This window comes from Gilliamella apicola, from assembly GCF_003202655.1.
GTDB lineage: Bacteria > Pseudomonadota > Gammaproteobacteria > Enterobacterales > Orbaceae > Gilliamella > Gilliamella apicola_R.
The window spans coordinates 104,215-125,579 of record NZ_QGLR01000004.1 but is presented as its reverse complement, the minus strand read 5'-3'; the positions used below and the strand labels follow the sequence as shown (position 1 = coordinate 125,579).

The 21,365-nt window shown below is 36.4% G+C and carries 20 protein-coding genes; 11 read left to right on the top strand and 9 right to left on the bottom strand.

Features of this window, described 5'->3' with window-relative positions; translation table 11 throughout:
• Positions 1-21 precede the first annotated feature (21 nt).
• Entirely contained in the window at positions 22-1,515 is a 1,494-nt protein-coding gene (putP, locus tag DKK70_RS01610; protein WP_110432445.1) for a sodium/proline symporter PutP, read from the bottom strand.
• Between the two features lie 265 nt (positions 1,516-1,780).
• Here putP and nth point away from each other — a divergent pair, with 265 nt between their 5' ends.
• A complete protein-coding gene (gene nth, locus DKK70_RS01605; RefSeq protein WP_110432444.1) occupies positions 1,781-2,419 on the top strand; it encodes an endonuclease III in 639 nt (212 codons plus the stop codon).
• Between the two features lie 6 nt (positions 2,420-2,425).
• Positions 2,426-2,971: an endonuclease SmrB gene (gene smrB / locus DKK70_RS01600; protein ID WP_034883710.1), complete on the top strand. Its 546-nt coding sequence runs from the start codon at positions 2,426-2,428 to the stop codon at positions 2,969-2,971.
• A gap of 327 nt (positions 2,972-3,298) precedes the next feature.
• Here smrB and cgtA read toward each other — a convergent pair whose 3' ends face one another.
• The 4 genes from cgtA to rplU form a co-directional block, all read right to left on the bottom strand.
• Entirely contained in the window at positions 3,299-4,462 is a 1,164-nt protein-coding gene (cgtA, locus tag DKK70_RS01590) for an Obg family GTPase CgtA (protein ID WP_034883711.1), read from the bottom strand.
• The gene (locus DKK70_RS01585; protein WP_110432442.1) at positions 4,462-5,427 is read right to left on the bottom strand and encodes a DMT family transporter; all 966 of its coding nucleotides are present in this window, start codon (positions 5,425-5,427) and stop codon (positions 4,462-4,464) included. Before DKK70_RS01585 ends, cgtA begins: the two co-directional genes overlap by 1 nt.
• 86 nt (positions 5,428-5,513) lie before the next feature.
• A complete protein-coding gene (gene rpmA, locus DKK70_RS01580) occupies positions 5,514-5,774 on the bottom strand; it encodes a 50S ribosomal protein L27 (RefSeq protein ID WP_034883716.1) in 261 nt (86 codons plus the stop codon).
• 15 nt (positions 5,775-5,789) lie between these two features.
• Positions 5,790-6,098 (bottom strand): 50S ribosomal protein L21, encoded by a 309-nt coding sequence (rplU, locus tag DKK70_RS01575; protein ID WP_034883717.1) that lies wholly within the window; start codon positions 6,096-6,098, stop codon positions 5,790-5,792.
• Between the two features lie 232 nt (positions 6,099-6,330).
• Here rplU and narX point away from each other — a divergent pair, with 232 nt between their 5' ends.
• The 3 genes from narX (at position 6,331) to DKK70_RS01560 (ending at position 10,034) form a co-directional block, all read left to right on the top strand.
• Positions 6,331-8,139: a nitrate/nitrite two-component system sensor histidine kinase NarX gene (gene narX / locus DKK70_RS01570; RefSeq protein ID WP_110432441.1), complete on the top strand. Its 1,809-nt coding sequence runs from the start codon at positions 6,331-6,333 to the stop codon at positions 8,137-8,139.
• Between the two features lie 3 nt (positions 8,140-8,142).
• On the top strand, positions 8,143-8,796 hold the full coding sequence (narL, locus tag DKK70_RS01565; protein WP_110432440.1) for a two-component system response regulator NarL: 654 nt from the start codon (positions 8,143-8,145) through the stop codon (positions 8,794-8,796).
• A gap of 215 nt (positions 8,797-9,011) precedes the next feature.
• Positions 9,012-10,034: a DUF4272 domain-containing protein gene (locus DKK70_RS01560; RefSeq protein ID WP_110432439.1), complete on the top strand. Its 1,023-nt coding sequence runs from the start codon at positions 9,012-9,014 to the stop codon at positions 10,032-10,034.
• A gap of 133 nt (positions 10,035-10,167) precedes the next feature.
• Here DKK70_RS01560 and cysG read toward each other — a convergent pair whose 3' ends face one another.
• From cysG to nirB, 4 genes are all read right to left on the bottom strand, one after another.
• Entirely contained in the window at positions 10,168-11,541 is a 1,374-nt protein-coding gene (gene cysG, locus DKK70_RS01555; protein ID WP_110432438.1) for a siroheme synthase CysG, read from the bottom strand.
• 119 nt (positions 11,542-11,660) lie between these two features.
• Positions 11,661-12,428: a nitrite transporter NirC gene (gene nirC, locus DKK70_RS01550; RefSeq protein WP_110422478.1), complete on the bottom strand. Its 768-nt coding sequence runs from the start codon at positions 12,426-12,428 to the stop codon at positions 11,661-11,663.
• Positions 12,429-12,450: 22 nt separating this feature from the next.
• Entirely contained in the window at positions 12,451-12,783 is a 333-nt protein-coding gene (gene nirD, locus DKK70_RS01545) for a nitrite reductase small subunit NirD (RefSeq protein WP_110422477.1), read from the bottom strand.
• Positions 12,784-12,786: 3 nt separating this feature from the next.
• Positions 12,787-15,309: a nitrite reductase large subunit NirB gene (gene nirB / locus DKK70_RS01540; protein ID WP_110432437.1), complete on the bottom strand. Its 2,523-nt coding sequence runs from the start codon at positions 15,307-15,309 to the stop codon at positions 12,787-12,789.
• Between the two features lie 280 nt (positions 15,310-15,589).
• On the opposite strand from nirB, the gene DKK70_RS01535 reads away from it, so the two are divergent.
• The 6 genes from DKK70_RS01535 to agaV all read left to right on the top strand — a co-directional run bounded on the left by DKK70_RS01535 (position 15,590) and on the right by agaV (position 21,364).
• On the top strand, positions 15,590-16,087 hold the full coding sequence (locus DKK70_RS01535; RefSeq protein WP_034883728.1) for a MarR family winged helix-turn-helix transcriptional regulator: 498 nt from the start codon (positions 15,590-15,592) through the stop codon (positions 16,085-16,087).
• Between the two features lie 58 nt (positions 16,088-16,145).
• On the top strand, positions 16,146-17,288 hold the full coding sequence (locus tag DKK70_RS01530) for an HlyD family secretion protein (protein ID WP_181415884.1): 1,143 nt from the start codon (positions 16,146-16,148) through the stop codon (positions 17,286-17,288).
• A complete protein-coding gene (locus tag DKK70_RS01525) occupies positions 17,285-18,445 on the top strand; it encodes an ABC transporter permease (RefSeq protein WP_219999645.1) in 1,161 nt (386 codons plus the stop codon). The genes DKK70_RS01530 and DKK70_RS01525 overlap by 4 nt, the downstream gene beginning before the upstream one ends.
• Positions 18,446-18,847: 402 nt before the next feature.
• Entirely contained in the window at positions 18,848-19,630 is a 783-nt protein-coding gene (agaR, locus tag DKK70_RS01520; RefSeq protein WP_110432436.1) for a transcriptional repressor AgaR, read from the top strand.
• 38 nt (positions 19,631-19,668) lie between these two features.
• Complete coding sequence (locus DKK70_RS01515; RefSeq protein ID WP_110432435.1) at positions 19,669-20,832, top strand: SIS domain-containing protein; 1,164 nt, start codon at positions 19,669-19,671, stop codon at positions 20,830-20,832.
• 43 nt (positions 20,833-20,875) lie between these two features.
• Positions 20,876-21,364: a PTS N-acetylgalactosamine transporter subunit IIB gene (gene agaV / locus DKK70_RS01510; RefSeq protein ID WP_110432434.1), complete on the top strand. Its 489-nt coding sequence runs from the start codon at positions 20,876-20,878 to the stop codon at positions 21,362-21,364.
• Position 21,365: the final 1 nt, after the last annotated feature.

Sequence of the window (21,365 nt, the reverse complement as noted above, 5' to 3'; positions counted from 1 at the left end):
TTATATTCTACTTAATTAAACTTATTCTGTTTTATTATGATATCTTTGATGCGCTTGTTTAAAATGGTCTTCGATTATTTCATTTGGTTTTTTGTCTAATAAACTAAAAATAATTATCGCTATTGACGCAAATAAAAAACCAGGAATAAGTGAGTATAACTCAAACCAGTTAAAGTTAATCCAAAGTAAGACCGTAATTGCGCCGGTTATCATTCCAGCTAACGCGCCATTACGCGTCATTCGTGCCCAAAAAACCGAAAATACGACAATAGGACCAAATGCTGCACCAAATCCTGCCCATGCATGGCTAACTAAATCGAGCACACTGTTATTAGGATTGATCGCTAACAAAATAGCAATAACAGAAACAAGTAAAACCATTATACGGCCAACCCAAACTAACTCTCTCTGCTTAGCCTTTGGTCTGATAAAGGCACGATAAAAATCTTCAGTTAATGCACTTGAACAAACCAATAATTGACAACTTAAGGTGCTCATTACTGCCGCTAGAATAGCGGCAAGCAAGATACCTGCGATCCATGGATTAAACAGTAATTTGGATAACTCAATAAAAATCCGTTCATGCTTACCATTATCAATTAAATAAGCTAAATTAGGATTATTAGCAAAAAAAGCAATACCAAAGAAACCAACTGTAATCGCACCCGCTAAGCACAAAATCATCCAAGTCATACTAATTCGACGCGCGTTTTTCATGACTTCATGCGAATCAGCGGCCATAAATCTGGCTAAAATATGCGGTTGACCAAAATAACCAAGCCCCCAACCTAATAAAGAGATAATAGCAATCAGATCCATATGTGCAAAGATATTTGTATAGTCAGGATTTAATGATTGAATATTAGCTAGTGCATCGGTAAAACCACCGGCATTCACCATAACCATAATTGGCGTTAAGATAAGGGCAAACATCATCAAACTAGCTTGAATCGTATCGGTCCAACTCACGGCCAAGAAACCACCAATAAACGTATAAGCAATAGTTGCTCCTGCGCCCGCAAGCATAGCCCAACTATAACTAAGCCCAAAAGTGCTTTCAAATAATTTAGCGCCGGCAACCACACCCGAAGCACAATAAATGGTGAAAAAAATTAAAATTATTACTGCCGAAATAATTTTTAATAATGAACTGTTATCATCAAATCGACGAGAGAAATAATCAGGTAAAGTTAATGAATTATGATTTATTTCAGTAAAAACTCTTAGTCTACCGGCAATCAGTAACCAATTTAAATAAGCACCTATAATTAAACCAATTGCGATCCAACTTTGTGAAATACCAAATAAAAAGACGGCACCTGGTAATCCCATTAATAACCAGCCACTCATATCAGAAGCGCCAGCAGAAAGTGCCGTCACCACACTGCCAATACGACGTCCACCTAATATGTAATCACCAAAATTACGGGTTGCTCGGAATGCAAAGAAACCGATAGCAATCATTCCTAATATGTAAACAGCGAAGGTGACAATCATTGGTAATGACATTTTAATAATAAACCTTGAATGATGAAATTAAAAAATAGTTGGCTAGCTTATCATAAAAAGCGAATGCTAAAAAGCAGGCGATTTTTGCTGATCAATATAATATGCAAAAGAAAGAAAAATAATTCCAGTCACCTAGTAAAAATATTTTATAATTTTTTATATAGATAGATTTTTAATAGTTTTAACCTATATAAAAACTTAAGATATCCTACGGTTAAATTTTAAATAAAGTATATAATATTAACTAACCATTTTATGTTTATAATATATTGTGAAACAATCAACTCGTATACAAATTTTAGAAAGGTTAAAAGATCACATTAAAGATCCGACAACAGAATTGGTATATCAAACCCCATTTGAGTTACTTATAGCTGTTGTACTTTCAGCCCAAGCTACCGATGTTAGTGTTAATAAAGCAACTAAACCGTTATTTGCGGTTGCCAACACCGCTGAACAAATTTTGGCGTTAGGCGTCAATAAATTAAAAGATTATATTCGAACCATCGGTTTATATAATAGTAAAGCTGAAAATATCATCAAAACTTGTCAGATTTTGGTTGATAAATACCAAGGTGAAGTGCCTGAAAATTTTGATTCATTAATAGCTCTTCCTGGCGTAGGTAGAAAAACAGCTAATGTTGTTTTAAATACCGCGTTTGGTTGGCCAACTATTGCTGTCGATACGCATATCTTTAGGGTAAGTAATCGAACTGGTTTTGCTCCGGGTAAAACCGTTGAAGCTGTTGAAGAAAAATTACTCAAAGTAGTACCCAAAGAATACAAAATAAATTGTCACCATTGGTTAATTTTACACGGTAGATATACCTGTATTGCTCGCAAGCCACGTTGTGGTTCTTGCGTTATTGAAGATTTGTGTGAATTCAAAGAAAAAGTTTATCCAGAGTGAGAATCAATGTCGAATAAATTTATATTAGATCGTGAAGACATAGACTTATTTAAAAGTAGTATTGGTAAAACCAAACAACTTAAACAAGATACTGTGATTCATAAACCACAAAAGCGATCTCAAAAATTAATAGAAAAGCAGAAAATTCAACATGAAAAAGTAAATAATGAATTTTACTTTTCTGATGATTACCAACCGCTATTACAAGAAGATCCTATCCGTTATAGTCGTGAAAATTCAGATCCCAATGAATTAAAAAAATTACGCCGTGGGTTTTATACACCTGAATTCTTTTTAGACTTACATGGTTTAACGCAACAAGAAGCGAAAAAAGAGATCGCTGCTTTGATTGCTGCTTGTTTAAAAGAAAATGCCAACTGCGCGTGCATTATGTATGGACATGGTAAAAACATCTTAAAAAAACAAACCCCAATGTGGCTAGCACAACATCCACATGTAATATGCTTTCATCAAGCACCTAAAGAGTTTGGTGGTACTGCAGCATTACTAGTTTTATTTGATATCGATAACCCAGCAGTTAATCTAAGATAATCTTAAAAAATTAAGCAATAAAAAAGCCAGCTTAGTTTAGCTAGGCTGGCAAACATTGGAAGCAATGTGAGCAATGTCATACTTTTTCAGAAGTCTTTCGAGCTCTAATAAAGTACAATTGAATGATAATCATTCTCATTCTTGAATGCAAGACATTTTTTGACTTTTTTCAAAATAATCCACAAAAGCTTGGCAATTTTAAAACCGCTATAATATTAACTTATTGTTTTTATGTAAAGAATAGGCAGGAAAGGAGCAGGATAATATCATCCTGCTATTTTGATATGTTTGCTATCAATGAAATTTCAAAGCTGATTGATGATATTTTTATTTTTGGTAGATAAATTCGACACCCTCTTCATCACTTTCATCCCAATCATCAAAATCATCATCATCCAAAGCCTCATCCATCACTTGTTGATGGTAATCATCCCACATAAATTCTACTTTTTCAGGGGAATTATTCTCTTCTTCGGTCTCCCGAGGATGCGCATTGATATACTCCATTAAATCCCAGCATAGTGCTTTTACACCTTCACGGTTAACTGCCGAAATAACATAATATTTATCATCCCAATTTAAAGCTTGGGCAATTTCGGCTGCTCGTTTTTCACTCTCTTCGCTGCCTAATACATCCATCTTATTAAACACTAACCAACGCGGTTTATTGGCTAACTTTTCACTATATTGATGTAATTCTTGGATGATAACTTTGGCGTTTTCAATCGGATCTGAACCGTCAATTGGTGCAATATCAATTAAATGCACTAACACACGGCAACGTTCAAGGTGTTTTAAAAAACGAATTCCAAGCCCTGCACCATCTGATGCGCCTTCTATCAACCCGGGGATATCGGCAACCACAAAACTCTGTTCATTATCCATTCTTACCACACCTAAACTCGGTACTAAAGTTGTGAATGGATAATCAGCTACTTTTGGTTTTGCTGCTGAAACGCTACGAATAAACGTTGATTTACCTGCATTAGGTAGACCTAACATACCAACATCGGCAAGTAATAACAGTTCTAATAAAACATCGCGTTTTTCACCTGGCGTACCATCGGTTTTTTGTCTTGGCGCACGGTTGACTGAGGATTTAAAACGGGCATTACCTAGTCCATGAAAACCACCTTTAGCAACCAGAACTTTTTGTTGATGATGAGTGAGATCACCAATAATTTCACCGGTATATTTATCGGTTATACGCGTGCCAACTGGTACTTTAACGGTAATATCTTTACCTCTTTTACCGGTACAATCTGAGCCTTGGCCATTTTGACCACGTTCTGCGCGATAGTTTTTTTCAAATTGAAAATCGACAAGTGTATTTAGATTTTCATCAGCAATAAAAAATACATCACCACCATCGCCACCATCGCCACCATCAGGACCGCCTTTAGGTATATATTTCTCACGGCGGAAACCAACACAGCCATTACCACCGTCACCAGCTTCGACGCGAATTGAAGCTTCATCTACAAATTTCATTATTTGTCCTCTTTATTGCGGTTAATTAGCCAGCCTTTTCTTGGTTGCCATAAATGGTGTCCAACTGTTGCAAACATGGCACCCGCCACCACCGATACCGCGCCAATATAACCTATAATATTTAAATATTGCATTGCAAACTTTTCTGGCCATAGTAGAGCAAATAGATCTGAAAAAATCAGCGCAAAAAGTGGGGTTAATGTTGTTATAGCACTTACTTGCGCCGCTTGCCAACGTTCCATTGCCATCACTAAAGCACCATAGGCAATAATGGTATTTAACCCACAAAAAATAATTGCAAACAATTGACTAAAATCAGCATTAGCAATTTTAGTCGGTGATGCTAGTGGCCATAAAAAGATACTACATATAAGATAAATCAACCAAAGTAGCTGTTCTGCACGTAATTTTCTTAATAATACTTTCTGTGCTAATGCATAACATGCCCATGAAACCGAAGCTAATAAAGCCAACCACACCCCTTTACCGTATGAAGACATATTAGCAAAAAGATCGGCTAGATTTTCATTGAAAAATAGCCCTAACCCAATTAACAATATAGTAATACCAATAATTTGAGTTGGTCTTAATTTCTCCTTGAAAATAAAAGCACTTGAAATCATAAATATAACAATACCGGTTTGGCCAACAACTTGCGCAGTAGTTGCAGATAAATACTGCACAGCTGTGGCAAAAAGTGCAAAATTACCTAATAAACCAAATCCAGCAATCATCAATAAAATAAAACGGCGACGTTTTTTGAACATGGCTAAATTAGGAAACTGCTTTTTATAAGCTAGCCAAAGCGTGATCCCCACTGCCGATATACTTAAACGAGACCAAGCTAATGTTAAGGGATCAATAACAACTAATGCATATTTCATGGCAATTGGCACCAGTCCCCACATCACTGCGGTTAACATGGCTAGTGCAAAACCTAATTTGACATTTTGCTGTTTTATCATAATGAATTACTTTATATAAATTTCAAGAAATGAAAAAAGCCCCACAATAACTGTGAGGCTTCTATAACTTATGAACCGCTAGTCTATTAGCTGTTAGCAACTACACTAACATAACGGCGGTTTTTAGGTCCTTTAACTTCGAATTTTACTTGTCCATCAACTAAAGCGAATAGGGTATGATCACGACCACAACCTACGTTAGTGCCTGGGTGGAATTGAGTTCCACGTTGACGAACTAAAATGTTACCCGCAAGAACTTCTTGAGAACCATAGCGTTTAACACCTAAACGTTTACTCTGGGAATCACGACCATTACGTGATGAACCACCAGCCTTCTTATGTGCCATTGTTCGATACTCCTATTAAGCGATTGCAGTGATCTTCACATCAGTAAACCACTGACGGTGACCTTGTTGTTTACGATAGTGTTTACGACGACGGAATTTAACAATTTTCACTTTCTCGCCACGACCGTGCTCAACAATTTCTGCTTTAATTGTTGCACCTTCAACAAACGGAGCACCAACTTTGATGTCTTCACCATTTGCTACCATTAAAACTTTATCGAAAACAACTTCTGCGCCTGTTTCGACTTCAATTTTTTCCAAGCGAACGACTTGTCCTTCGCTAACTCGGTGTTGTTTACCACCACTTTGGAAAACTGCGTACATACTTAACTCCGCAATAAAAAGCAGACGATTCCTGATTAAAAATATATGTCTGCATTGATTAATCTTATAGGGCGTGAATTTTACGCAAAATTTATGCTTGTTGCAAGCGCTGTTTAATAAAAGATCGCAAAAAGTCATAAAAAAGATCTTAGGCTAGCAATTTTCACGTTACAATAGACCTAAATTATTATTTATTTAAACAATATTTAATAGCAAAATATTGAGTACTAATATGTTAAAAAGAAAATTTCGCTACAGTGCATCCATTATTAATCGTTTAACACTTTTAATGTTTTTTTTAGGTGCTATGGCGTTATTAGCTTTGTCTTTATCAATACAAGTCGCGAATGAAACCAAAGGTAGCGCTTATATGATAAATCAATTGGGCTTGATCAGAATGAAAAGTTACCAACTTTTATCAATGATCCCCATTGAAAAACAGCACTATGACCAACTTAATATTTTTAATGATATGCCATCTTCTGAGCAATTAAAATTATTTGAACGTTACCATTTAATTGCTGAGCTTAACCAATTGCAGTCTTTGTGGGTTACAGCTATTGCTCCGAAAATTAAACAGGCAAGCAATATACATGAAATAAAAAATGAAATTGATGATTTTGTTGCTCAGACCGATAAATTAGTTAATCAAATTGATCAAAAAACAGAAAATCAAATCCATTATATTTCACAATTACAACTTGTTTTTATCATTCTCATTGCACTATTTCTTCTTGTGCAAACTTACTATTTACGTCGCTATCTTCTTGCGCCATGGCGCAAATTAATTAGTATGGCAGAATCAATTTCTCAACATAACTTTAGCCAACGATTCAACAGTAAAAAAAGTAAAAAAAACGAATTTGATCTATTGGGACAAGCTTTCAATAAAATGGCTGAACAGATTGAATTACAGTACCAATTACTAGAAGAACGCGTCACAGAAAAAACCGCCGAATTACAACAAATCAATAAAATTTTGTCGTTTCAGTATCAAGCTATTAAACAGCTGCATACATCGGATCCCTTGTGTGAACGCTTTTTAATAATACTGCGTAAACTTGAAGAATTAGTGCCATTAACACAGTTTCAAATTCGGTTTTATGAGTCAGATAATATTGAACATTATCAGCAAATCAGTTATGCCAACCAACAAAAACTCCCTTATTGCCAAAATTCAGAATGTAATGCTTGTCTTATTCCAGCAAAATCCTATCAAGAAAATGGATTTCAACGTTATTGGTATCTTCAGGAAAAAGGAGAGAAATTTGGTATTTTATTCGCTGTACAACCCTCAAAAATGCATCTAAGTGCAGAACAAGAAAATTTAATTACCGCCTTAGTTGAGCAAATGACAACGGCACTCATGCTTGATAGACAAATAGAACAACAAAAACAATATCTATTAATGAAAGAGCGTTCAGCCATGGCAAGAGAGTTACATGACTCGATAGCACAATCGCTTTCCTGTTTAAAAATTCACCTTAGCTGCCTACAGATGCAACCCGATTTAACCTCACACACAAGTATTGATTTGCTAGCGACGATGCGTAAAGAGGTTAATATTACCTATTCTCAATTAAGAGAATTAATAACCTCTTTTCGTTTACGTCTTAACCAGACCGGTTTTTATGCTAGCTTAATGGAATTGATCGAAGAATTTAATCAAAAATTAAAATTTACCATACAAACTGAATATCAATTACCGCTTAATCTTATTAATAGCAAATATGCATTCCATCTATTGCAGTGTGTTCGCGAATCTCTAAATAATATTTATAAACATGCCAATGCCACACAAGTCAAAATAAGTTTAACTATTGATGAGAATCAAATTATTACTGTCAGCATAAAAGATAATGGAGTTGGTCTACAAAATAATACTAATCAAGATAATCATTATGGATTAATCATTATGCGTGATAGAGTTGAAATATTAAATGGCAATTTAACCATTAATAGTAAACCTAATTTGGGTACCGAAATTGTAGTAACGTTTAAAGCAACGACAATGATCCCTGTTAGAAGGATAGAAGAGTAACAAATGGAAAACATTAAAAGTTCAATATTGCTTATTGATGATCATCCCATGTTGAGAAATGGGGTAAAACAGCTGATTAACACCATCAATGATTTTGAAGTTATTGGCGAGACAGGCTCTGGTATAGAAGGCGTTAAGCTTGCACAAACGCTTGACCCTGACATTATTTTGTTAGATATCAATATGAACGATGTCAGTGGTTTAGAAATTTTACGTTATTTACGAGAAAAGAATATTTCTGCACGAATCATTATGTTTACCGTATCTGATGCCAAGGAAGATATCGTTACCGCGCTCAAAACTGGGGCTGATGGTTATTTATTAAAAGATATGGAGCCGGAAAATCTTCTTAAAGCATTAAAAGATATTTCCGAAGGTAAAATCATCATGGATGAAGCAATTTCACATATTATTCTTGATTATATGCGTCATGGTGGCGGCACGACTACCAATCAGAGCCATGATATTAATTTACTTACCCCAAGAGAACATGAAATATTTAATTTATTAGTCCAAGGATTATCCAATAAATTAATCGCTAAAGAGTTAGATATTGTCGAAAGCACGGTTAAAGTTCATATAAAAAGTATTTTTAAAAAGCTAAACTTTAAGTCACGTATGGAAATGACGGTATGGTATTTGCAGAGTAAAGAATAACTTTGGCAATGTATTAATGCCGATTTATATCATATATCAGCTTACGCTTTTAATTGGATAGAATATCTAATCCTAATCATTAAAAATCTTCCATAAAAACCGTTTTCTTTTACTTGATTCAATTGAAAAACAATATTTATAATTATTTAAATCAATTGAATTGATTTATTAAACAAAATTAAGAACAAAAAATAAAAAATAGGATGAAGTTGTAAATGTCTCTATTAGTCAATGCTTACTCTACACTCACAAATCCAATAGCAATTAATTTTAGTTGTAAAAAATTAAATCAGCGTGGATTGAACTCACTAAATTTTACAGATCACCTTAATGGTTTTATTGGCTATGTTATGCAAGCTGGTGACGGTGAAATGAATTCCCGCCGTTATGAACTGTATCGACATATTCAAAAAACTAAACATCAGTTTACGTTTGAGGTAGAAGAGAATCAATTTGATGAACTAACGATTTGGGCTGAGCAGGCTAATGTCATTTTATTTATGCCCGACGGTACGATTCGCAATCCTAACATGGAGGTACTACAACATCCAGATGGAAAATTTGATATCAATATTAAAATGCCTTATCCGTCAGAAGCATTACAACGCAAAGCAAAAACCGAGCAGTATTTAGCAACATTAGGGTTACAGCCACTTGCAAGTTTACCACCTGTTGTTGCAGAATCTGAAGTGATACTTAGAACCCCTGATGAAGTAGTAAAACGTGCCTTGGCACTAATGTTAACCGGCATTCAAGCCGAAAGTTTTCGAGAAAATGACCCATTAGATCCCGAAGAATTCAAAACGCGTTGTCCGTTGGGTTTTGCTGCTTTATCAAATATTGAATATGATTTTATTCACGATCCTCAACCGCAAGAACAAGATGTTATGAATATGAGTTGGCGCTATGAAGCCTTATTACCACTACAATGGGCACTAAATTGGCAATCAACATTACCTTTTGCCGATACTTTTTGTAATGTATCTTCATTGGTTGAAATCGGTGTAGAAAATAGTAATCCTGAACTCTCTACCTTAACCTTAAGACCAACGAGTGAACTGCTAGATGCATTGGATTTAAATTACCGCTTACATTGGCTAGCAAGAGATTATCGTCTTAACAATAAATCGTTACCGATAGAAATAATGGAAGGCGTCATTCAAGAGAGACAATATGCTTTAAATTGGCTAACGAATTTTGAAAATGCCGATTGGGATGATGTCGATACTCCAACCTAAACTTTTGATAAAAAAGGCAAAGTGCATATTGTTATAAAATACTTTTTAACAATATTATTTAGGCAAATTGCTTGGTTACAAAAGGCAAGAAAATAAAGAATTGTTTACCTTATCCTTTTCTTGCCAATTGTTGCTAATTGTGAGAAAACCAGTTGAGTTTTTCTCGTAATGCCACTACCGGACCAACAATAATTAAACTCGGGCTACAAGCTTGTAAAGCTAGCTCATCAAGCTCGGATAATAAACCATCGATGACTTTTTGCTTGGTTGTGGTGCCTTCTTCAACAATAGCAACCGGTGTATCACCATTCATACCGTGTTTAATTAAATTTGCTTTAATATTTTCTGCTTGTGATAATCCCATATAAAAAACTAGTGTCTGTTTTTCAGCCGCTAAACTATGCCAATCTAGCTGAGTACCATCTTTCAAATGACCGGTAATTAAACGAACACTATGGGCATAATCACGATGAGTTAACGGTATACCACTATAGGCTGAGCATCCTGAAGCAGCGGTGATCCCTGGTATTACTGAAAAAGGAATATTCGCATTAAATAATGTTTCTAGCTCCTCTCCTCCCCGACCAAAAATAAAAGGATCACCTCCTTTCAGTCTGACTACTCGCAACCCTTTCTGCGCTTGCTCTAATAATATTTGGTTAATTTGTTCTTGGGGCACGCAGTGAAAACCGGGGCGTTTACCAACAAAAATGCGTTGAGCATCTCGCCGAGCAAGATTCATTATTTCATTGGATACTAATCGGTCATAAACAATAATATCGGCTTGTTGAATTTGTTGCAGACCTTTTAATGTCAATAATCCCGGATCACCAGGACCGGCACCAACCAAAACCACTTCACCGCGATAATCAACCGGCTCTGCAAATAATTGATTAGTTAGCCTTTCAACATTTTCTGAATCATTATTAGCTACAGCTTGCGCTAATCTATCATGGGTAAATAGCTTTTCCCAAAATCGTCGCCGTTCAGTCATACTTTGGTAAGTTGCTTTTACTTTATTACGTAGATAACCCGCATATTTGGCTAATTTGCCAATATTTTGCGGCAATATCGCCTCTAATTTTTCGCGTAATAAGCGTGCTAATACGGGAGCATGACCTTCGGAAGATATCGCGACCATTATAGGTGAACGATCAATAATAGACGGCATAATAAAACTAGCGCCTTTAGGTGAATCGACAACATTACAAAATATCCGACGCTTTTCTGATTCAGTGCTGACTTGTTGATTGGTTTGTGGGCAATCGGTGGCAGCAATAACTAACCATTTATTATCAAGCAGTTGGGTAATAAATTCACCTTGCACTAAAACTAGTTGCTTCTGTTCCTGCCAACAGAGAAACTGCTGAGTAAATTCGAGTGCATTAACCGTTAACTTTGCGCCGGCCTCAAGTAATAACCGAGCTTTACGCTCGGCTATTTCTCCACCACCAACTAACAAGCAATCACGGTTTTCTAATTTACAAAATAAAGGTAAATAATCCATAGACTTTTAAAACAACCATTCATATTAATATCTTATTGAACTAAAAAAATTTACGGTTAGCAATCCAACAACGATTAAAAACCAGCAATTTGCGCAATTAAAATCCTATTCTATACTAATTAAGGTCGCTCTGCCTTAGGTGTTGAAAACCAATATCCTAAGCCCATAAATAGTGCTCCTGACACCAAATTACCTAATGAAACCCATAATAAATTATGACCGATTCCGCCTAACGTGTAGGCATCAGAATGATTGCCAAACCAAGAGAGTGAAAATAACGTCATATTAGCGACACTATGTTCATAACCACAAGCAATAAATGCCAGTAAGCACCACCAGATGGCAATAAATTTAGCCGAACCTTCAACTCGATTTGCCATCCAAATAGCCAAACAAACTAACCAATTACATAAGATTCCTCGGAAAAATAGTGCCGTTGCCGGTGCAGATGTTTTTGCTAATGCCGCGGCATGCACCAGAGAAGTATCGGTTGCCAATAATGGACTAGACCCCCAATAAAATAGCGCAGCGACAAAAATTGATCCTAGCAAATTGCCTAACCATGTTTGTGGTAATACGCACCACATTTGGCAATGGGTAATTTTTTTTGCCTGAACGCCAAAAGTTAAAAACATGGTATGACCAGTAAATAACTCTGAGCCGGCAATCACAACTAAGGTTAATGCAATACCAAAGGTTGCGCCCATAACTAAAGGCCTAACCGATGGATCAAGTAAATTACCTAGCGTAAAAATTAAGATAATCCCTAGACCGACGTAAGCTCCTGCCATTGCAGAACTTAACCAAAATCCGATTGGGTTGGTTTTAGCTAGTCGAACGATACGTGCAGCATTAGCCGCACATTTGTTAATTGTTTCTGTATACATTTTCTATTCCTTAGGCAATTAATTAATTAGATTTTATTTGTACAAAATCTTCGTTATCTACTTTGACCTCATAATGAGCAACAGAATAATTTTCATTTTCAAGACAATAACCATCCTTTAAACGAAAACGCTGTTTTTTCAAAGGACTAGCAACCCACAACTCATTTTCATGTTCAGCAATAATACCTCGAGAAAGAACGCTAGCATTAGCAAAAGGGTCAATATTACTAATGGCATAAAGCTCATTAGTATCATAAGGACGAAAAACTGCAACATGCTCTTTACCGATTAGCGCACAGATACCTGTTTCCGGCAAAATATCTTCTAATTTACAGATAGTAATCCATTGGCTCATGATCTATTCTCCTAACATAGCTTGACGTTCTTCAAAAGTAGCAGGGCGATGTTGATCGCGCTCAGGCACAAATTGAACATTATCATCACGTTTAGAACTATTAACAAAATGGGCAAAACGGATTTGTGCTTCAGGGTTATCTACGGTTTCTTTCCATTCACAGACAACTAATTTGCGAATCCGTGCCATCTCTTTTTCTAGTTCGGCATTAATACCTAACTTGTCATCAATAATCACGCTACGTAAATAATCGATTCCTCCTTCAAGATTTTCAAACCAGACCGAAGTCCGTTGTAATTTATCGGCGGTACGAATATAGAACATGATAAAACGATCCAAATAACGTATAAGCGTCTCTTTATCTAAATCGGCAGCAAGTAAATCTGCATGACGAGGTTTCATACCACCATTACCACAGACATAGAGATTCCAACCTTTTTCGGTAGCAATAACCCCAATATCTTTACCTTGTGCTTCTGCACATTCACGGGTACAGCCTGAAACACCAAGTTTAAATTTATGCGGAGAACGAATACCTTTATAACGATTTTCTAATTCAACACCTAAACCAACACTATCGCCAACCCCAAAACGGCACCAAGTACTACCTACGCAAGTTTTAGCCATACGCAACGCCTTAGCATAGGCATGACCACTTTCAAAACCAGCGGCAATGAGCTCTTTCCAAATCGCCGGAAGATCGTCTTTTTGCGCACCAAATAAACCAATTCGTTGAGACCCGGTAATTTTCGAATACAGATTGTATTTCCTAGCAATTTGCCCTATGGCAATTAAGCCTTCTGGGGTAATTTCCCCACCAGCACTTCGCGGAATAACTGAATAAGTACCATTTTTTTGGATATTACCTAAAAAGATATCATTACTATCTTGTAACGGTACAAGATCAGGTTTGAGAATATAATTATTCCAACATGACGCTAATATGGAACCGACTGTTGGTTTACAAACTTCACAGCCATAACCGCTACCATGTTTTTTTATCACTTGATCAAAAGATGTTAATCCTTCCACCCGAACTAAATGAAAAAGTTCTTGGCGAGAATAGTTAAAATGCTCACAAAGCGCATGGCTTACTTCGATTCCTTGTTTCGCTAACTCCAAATTGAGGATTTGTGTTACTAACGGAATACAACCACCACAACCAGTACCCGCTTTGGTTTCAGCTTTAATTGCAGCGACAGTATGACAACCAGCATGAATAGCCTGAACAATTTTCGCTTTCGTCACATCAAAACATGAGCAAATTTGTGCGCTATCCGGTAATGCATCTGCGCCTAATGCAGGTTTAGCGCCGGCATGAGAAGGTAAAATTAAGCTATCTGGATGTTCTGGCAGATCCATATTATTAAGCATTAATTGTAATAAATTACTATAGTCTGATGTATCACCGACCAATACAGCACCAAGCAATTTACTATTATCATTTGAAACCACTAATTTTTTATAGACCGGAATATTTTCGTCTAAGTAAACATAACTCCGGCAATCGAGCGTCTTCGCTTTGGCATCACCAATACTGCCAACATCGACGCCCAATAATTTAAGTTTAGCGCTCATATCAGCGCCTTCAAATTTAGCATTTTCGCCATTCAAATGGGCTAAAGCGACCTGTGCCATTTTGTATCCTGGGGCTACAAGTCCATAGACTTTACCTTGCCAACAAGCGCATTCGCCAATAGCATAAATATCCGGATCGGATGTTTGGCAATAATCATTAACAACAATCCCGCCACGCGGGCCAATATCGAGCTCACATGCTTTAGCTAATTGATCGCTAGGTCTAATACCGGTTGAAAAAACAATAAAATCAATTTCAAGTGATGAACCATCAGCAAATTGCATAATTTTACCTGATGGAGTATGAATAATTTCTTGGGTATTTTTACTGGTATGAACACCAACCCCCATCGCCTCAATTTTCCGACGTAACTGCTCACCGCCCATCGCATCAAGTTGTTCCGCCATGAGTACTGATGCAAATTCAACGACATGTGTCTCAATACCTAAATTCTTAAGCGCTCCGGCAGCTTCCAGCCCGAGCAACCCACCACCAACAACAGCACCGGTTTTACAATTGCTAGCACAATCACGAATAGCATCAAGATCTTCAATAGTACGATAAACAAAACAATTCGCACCATCGGCACCTTTAATTGGTGGTACCCATGGATAAGATCCAGTTGCAATAATCAACTTATCATAGGGAACTATACGCCCTGTTTGTGAATGCACTTCTTTACATTGTCGGTTAATTAAAGTAACCGGCTCATTAAGTAAGATATTTATATCATTTTCTTGATATAAACCTTCTCGAACTAAAGACAATGCTTCTGCGCTATGGTCTGAGAAATAGGAAGAGAGATGCACACGATCGTAAGCAACTCTTGGTTCTTGGCAAAAAATAGTGATGTTGAACTTATCTGCCTGCATTTTGTCGATAATTTCTTCGACAAAACGATGTCCAACCATCCCATTGCCAATAATGACGAGATTGGTTTTACTCATAAAAAGCTCCAAATATATTTTTAATTCAATTATTTAATTTTTATCTATTTGATATTTTAAGGAACTTTAAACAGAATATAATTACCCTCAAGGATTACCACTTTAGTGGTAGTCAAAATTATAATTTTGAAAACAATAAGTTACCCATTTTCACCATTTTGATATCAAAAATATATTAGTAGATTAATGTGATAAACATCTCAAATCCCTAATAAAAAGGGATTGCCAATTAGGGTTAAACTAGTATAATTAGCCGACTAAATAAATTAGGTAATAACAATTGAACTACAATTCAAGAATACTTCCTTCACGCGAAACTTTAGCAAAAGCTCAAAGACTTAATGATGAAATTATCGAGGTTTCAGGCGTTGATCTGGTCTTAAGTTTAATCACGACCGCCGATTTAATTCGTTCAAATATCTATGCGCAACTGGCAAAAGATTATGATGTATCAGAAGGAAAATTTGCGTTACTCATGTCACTGTATAGTGAAGGTGAGACCTGCGCTAGCGAGCTAGCATTGAGAGTGGGGGTGACGCCTGCAACCGTTTCGGTAATGGTAAAACGAATGTTAGCCGCACCAGATCCCTTGATATCCATGACCAAAAGTGGAGAAGATGGTCGTTCTCGACTAATCACCCTTACCGCAACCGGTGTAACGCTTATCCAAAAAGCATTACCTAATCACTTAAAATCGATTCGTGCTTTTGCTCAGGTTTTAAATCCACAAGAGCAGGAATCCTTAATTGCAATGTTACGCAAGCTATTGCGCAAATAATTGCCATTAATCACCAATCATCATAATGTTTTAACCATATACTTAGCTGACTAAATAAATGAAAAATAAACTAAACTTAATTTCAAATTTACCCAAAAACATTAAAATTCCAGCCATATTCTTGTTACTACTTTTAGTTGGATCAACGTTAATTTGTCTTGGTTCAAGAAACGATGCAGTATCTGTGGCTAAAAGTATCAAATCAGGGGTATTAACTGCTGATGAAATCAATGTTGCCTTCCAAAATGTAGGCGGCAAAGTTGTTAAACGCTTTGTCCAAGAATCACAATTTGTCAAAAAAGGTGATCCATTAATGCAACTTGAAGACATTGATACTCAGCTATCAATAGATCGCTTACAAGCGCTAGTTGATAGTCAAACCGCCGCCGTTAAACAAGAACAAGCGGCCATTGAAATCACTGAAAATGAAACGAATCTTAATGAATTATCTACATGGCGCAAAATAGAAGAAGTCAAAGCTAATTTAGAAGCAGCAATCTCTTCTCGAGATTTAGCAAATACTGAATTTCAACGTCATACTCAATTAAGAAAAACCGGTGGCGCGTCACAATCACAACTTGACGCTGCCCGTAATGCCTACATTAATTCGAAAATGCTCGTTGTTCAAATTGAAAGTCAACTTTCAACCTTGATGATTGGTGCAACCCCCGAACAAATCGCCCAATTCGAACAAACGAGGAATGCAACAGGTATGACATTGCAGTCCATTACAATTGCTAGACAAAAACTGCAAAATCGCCAAAATCAACTAGCTCAAATCAAAGCTCAACTAGCACAAGCCGAAGCTGATTTAAAACAACTGAAAGTGAATTACAGTCGGCTTACCTTAGTTGCCCCCGAAGATGGCAAAGTGCTAAAACTCATGTTTGAAGATGGTGAAATGGCTCCAGCCGGCGCACCAGCAGTACTGTTAGAAACTGATCGTAAATATGTCGATATTTATGTTAATGAAAAAATGGTTAATGACTATCAACCGGGTACCAAAGTAAAAGCTAATGTCATCGCTCTGGACAAAACCGTAAACGGTACAGTTCGCTTTGCCACAGCTGCGCCTTCATTTGCTGACTTACGCATGACTCGTGAACGAGGTCAAGCCGATTTAACCTCTTACCAAGTCAGAATTTATATGGAGCCTATTGCAAACCTATTAACCGGTATGACAATTGAGGTGGATCAATGATGCGACAAAACATCATTAAATCTATGCTTGAAGAGCTTGATGCTATGTTATCAGGCCACTTCATCCCTTATTATAAAGTGTGCTTAGGTTTAGCCGCTATCGTATCGCTTGTTTTTTCAATAGTACTAAGCCATGGTTCGGTTTTCGAAGGAAAGATCGCAGTTATTGATCTTGATGGTTCAAATTATTCAACTGAATTAATCAGCAAGGTAAATACCTCACCATTTATCGAAATAACGGAAGTGATTCGTTCACCAGTTAATCCAATTACTTTAGTTTCGCACGATCGTAATTTAGGCGTGTTATATATTCCCAAAGGATTGGAAAAGTCATTGAAGAAAGGCGATAAAACCGTTAAATTGGGTTATTTTGCTGATGATTCAAATGATGCACAAAATGCCAAGGTGATGCAGAGCCTTAATGAAATTATCCCTGAATCCGGTGCCGAATTGAGTGTTGGAAAAGTAGCTGCATTAGGACTGGGAAGAGAAGCAACTGAAGCAACGCTATCGCCGATGCAATTAAAAACAAGAACTATGTTTAATCCGGCTAGTTCATCAACAATATCCACGATTATCTATTTCGTTTACTTTTTTTCGTCATTAACCTATGGATTGACCTCTTTGATGATAGTTGGTCGCTTAAAAACCATGGGAATGTGGAATACCGTTATAGAACGTGGTTTGCTACCGTTATTAGCTAGAACCGTTCCTTATGCCCTATTTTATACTACTGCGTTAACCTTAATTACCGCAATACTGGTTTTATTTGGACAATTACGTTTTGATGGTAATTATTTTGTTTTCGTACCTAGCATATTTATGACTGGACTGGCTTTTGGTTGGTTAGGTTTCTTATTATCTTGGAATACTCATCATCCAGGAGAAGGGGCGAGCAGAATGATTTTCCTTGTGCCACCAGGATTCATCATGGGTGGTTCAACCATGGCGGTAGGTATTATGCCAATCTGGACATTTTATGCCAGCCATGCTTTTCCATTAGTTTGGCTATTTCGCTTCTTCCGTGATATCGGTATACGCGGACGCTCATTTGTCGATATGCTATCAACATATGGGATCTTTATTATTTATTTAACAGTTATCGCTTTTATCGTGATGCTATTTGTTAATCGCATTAAAAATAGCCAAGTAGAATAAAAGAAAAATAACCGACTATATTATTGAAACACTATTTGTGTGTTTCAATAATAGTATCAACCGCTAGACTTGCTTAGTTAAGATGTTAAATCAACCACTTTATAATCTATTAAATTCAAAAATTGTGATCTAAATCACACTAAACAGTGAAAGCTTATATTTGTTTATTGTTTAGCTTCCTTTCTTTTTACGCTCTCGATCTTAAGTTAACAATTTGAATAATAAAGTTAATATTCTTTTTATTGCCTATCATGCATATTGAAACCTTTCGTTTCATTTTAAATGGAAATGATATTTCAAGGTTTTCTTACCTAAACCATTTTGTGACCTATCTATCATTTTTCGATTCCTTATCCATGGTTAAATTTAATAAAACGAAGCCAGTCAAATGGGTGATAGAAAATGAATAAAGAGATAATTAATACTTTACAACGTAGAGAAAAAATTATTCATTTACTTGATAAAGACAATACCGTATCAGTTAATAAATTAAGCAAATTATTTAAAGTATCACGCGTTACCATCCGAAACGACTTAAGGCACCTTGAAGAAAAAGGTTGCTTATTGCGCTGTTACGGTGGCGCCATGCTAAATAAGTCTTTTGCTTTGGATAAGCCATTATTAGATAAAAGCCGTCTCAACTCAAACATAAAAAATAAAATCGCCCAGCGGGCAGCTGAAATGGTGAATGATGGCGATCGAATCATTCTCGATTCAGGATCGACAACCGCGGCGATGGTCCCTTTTTTACACAACAAGAAGGACTTAATTGTTTTTACTAATGCAGTAAATATTGCCTACGAATTATCAACTTGTAATGACATTGAAGTGATTATTGCTGGCGGTAATATTCGAAAAAAAGCTTACTCAATTTCCGGCCCCACAGTAGAACAACAATTAAGGATGTACCACTTTGATAAACTTTTTTTAGGTGTTGACGGTTTGGATCTCAATACCGGTATTACTACCCCCAATTTTGCTGAAGCCAATGTCAACAAAGTAATGTGCCAAGTTGCTGAGCAAATAATCGCAATTACTGACTCAACAAAATTTGGTCGTAAAAGTTTCTGCACAATAGAAAACGTTAATCCGATTAAAACAATAATCACTGACAGCAAAATTCCCAAAGATTATCTCGAGCAATTACATACATTAGGAATAAATGTAGTAATTGTCGATTTTTAAACTTATAGATTTATTGAAACGAAAAAAGGATGTGGTTTATGCAAAAATATTTAAATTATTCATTAGATTGGTTAGAACAACGCAAAGCTCACCATACGGCAAAAGAGATTTGTCAACAACCGCAAATTTGGCGAAATTTATGGCAAATCATCGCTAAACAACAAAATCAATTACAGTCATTTTTACAACCCTTACTTTCCGACCCAAATTTAGAAATAATCTTGACCGGAGCCGGCTCGTCCGCTTTTGGTGGTGTTGCTCTCGCCCCGTGGTTAAGAGAACATACTCATCGAAATGTTTATGCCTATGGCACAACTGAGATTGTTGCTGACCCACTACAATATTTTACCGCAAATAAAAAAACGTTAGTGGTGTCATTTGCTCGTTCAGGTAATAGTCCGGAAAGTGTGGCAGCAGTTAAATTAGCCGATCAATTAATTTCTGATTGTTATCACTTATTTTTAATATGTAATCCCAACTGTGCTTTAAGCGATTATGCAACTAATAACAGTTCATCAAACCGTATTTTTCAACTGGTTATGCCAGAAGGTGCTCATGATTTAGGTTTTGCTATGACCTCAAGTATTAGTAGTATGATGCTGGCTGCATTACTCCTTTTGGGTAATATTGATCAAATGGTCGCACATGAGGCAATAATGGAAATTGCTAGTATCTGTGAACAAAAAATAGCAAGCTGGCAAGAAATAACCAAACAGTTAGCTCATAAAAACCATCAACGAGTTATCTATGTCGGTAGTAGCTGTTTTACTGGTATCGCCCAAGAGTCTGCATTAAAAATTCTTGAATTAACAGCGGGTAAAATAGCCTCTCGATTCGACTCTATTTTAGGGTTACGTCACGGCCCTAAATTCATGATTAATTCACAAAGTTTAGTTGTCTGTTTCTTCTCTAACGATGGTTATATCCATCAATATGATACTGATTTGTTTGATGAATTAATTCATGACCATATTGCAACAGATGTGTTTGCACTCAGTGGAAAAAATAGTGGCAATAAACAAAATATCCTTGCATTAAATAGTAATTTAGCCGATTGCTGGCTCATCTTTCCATATCTGGTTTTTGCCCAGATGCTCGCATTCGAGAAATCATTAAGTAATGGTTTAACACCGGATAATCCTTGTCCAACAGGTGAAGTTAACCGAGTGGTTAAAGGCGTTACTATTTACCCATTTAATTAAATTTAACGTATCCCATTATCACAAAAAGAAGGATGTAAAACATATGAGCACGCCTAATATTCTTATGACACGTATTGATAATCGTTTAGTTCATGGTCAAGTTGGCGTAACTTGGGTTAATGCACTGGGTGCCAATCTATTATTAGTCGCTAATGACAGTGCTGCGCAAGATCCCGTGCAACAAAATCTAATGGATATGGTTATCGCCGAAGGGATTCAAACTCGTTATTTTACCTTACAAAAAACCATCGACATTATTGGCAAAGCCGCGGAAAGACAAAAAATTTTTATTGTCTGTAAAACACCACAAGATCTATTAACCCTCGTTAAAGGTGGTGTTCCTATCAAATTTGTCAATGTTGGCAATATGCATTTTTCCGAAGGTAAAAAACAAATTCATAAAACTGTTTCCGTTGATGAATCAGATATCGCAGTATTTAAAGAACTTGAAGGATTAGGTATAACTTGTGAGATCCGCCGAGTACCCGATGAAGCTGGTGAAAAAATAACGGATTTAATCAATCTATCTTAAC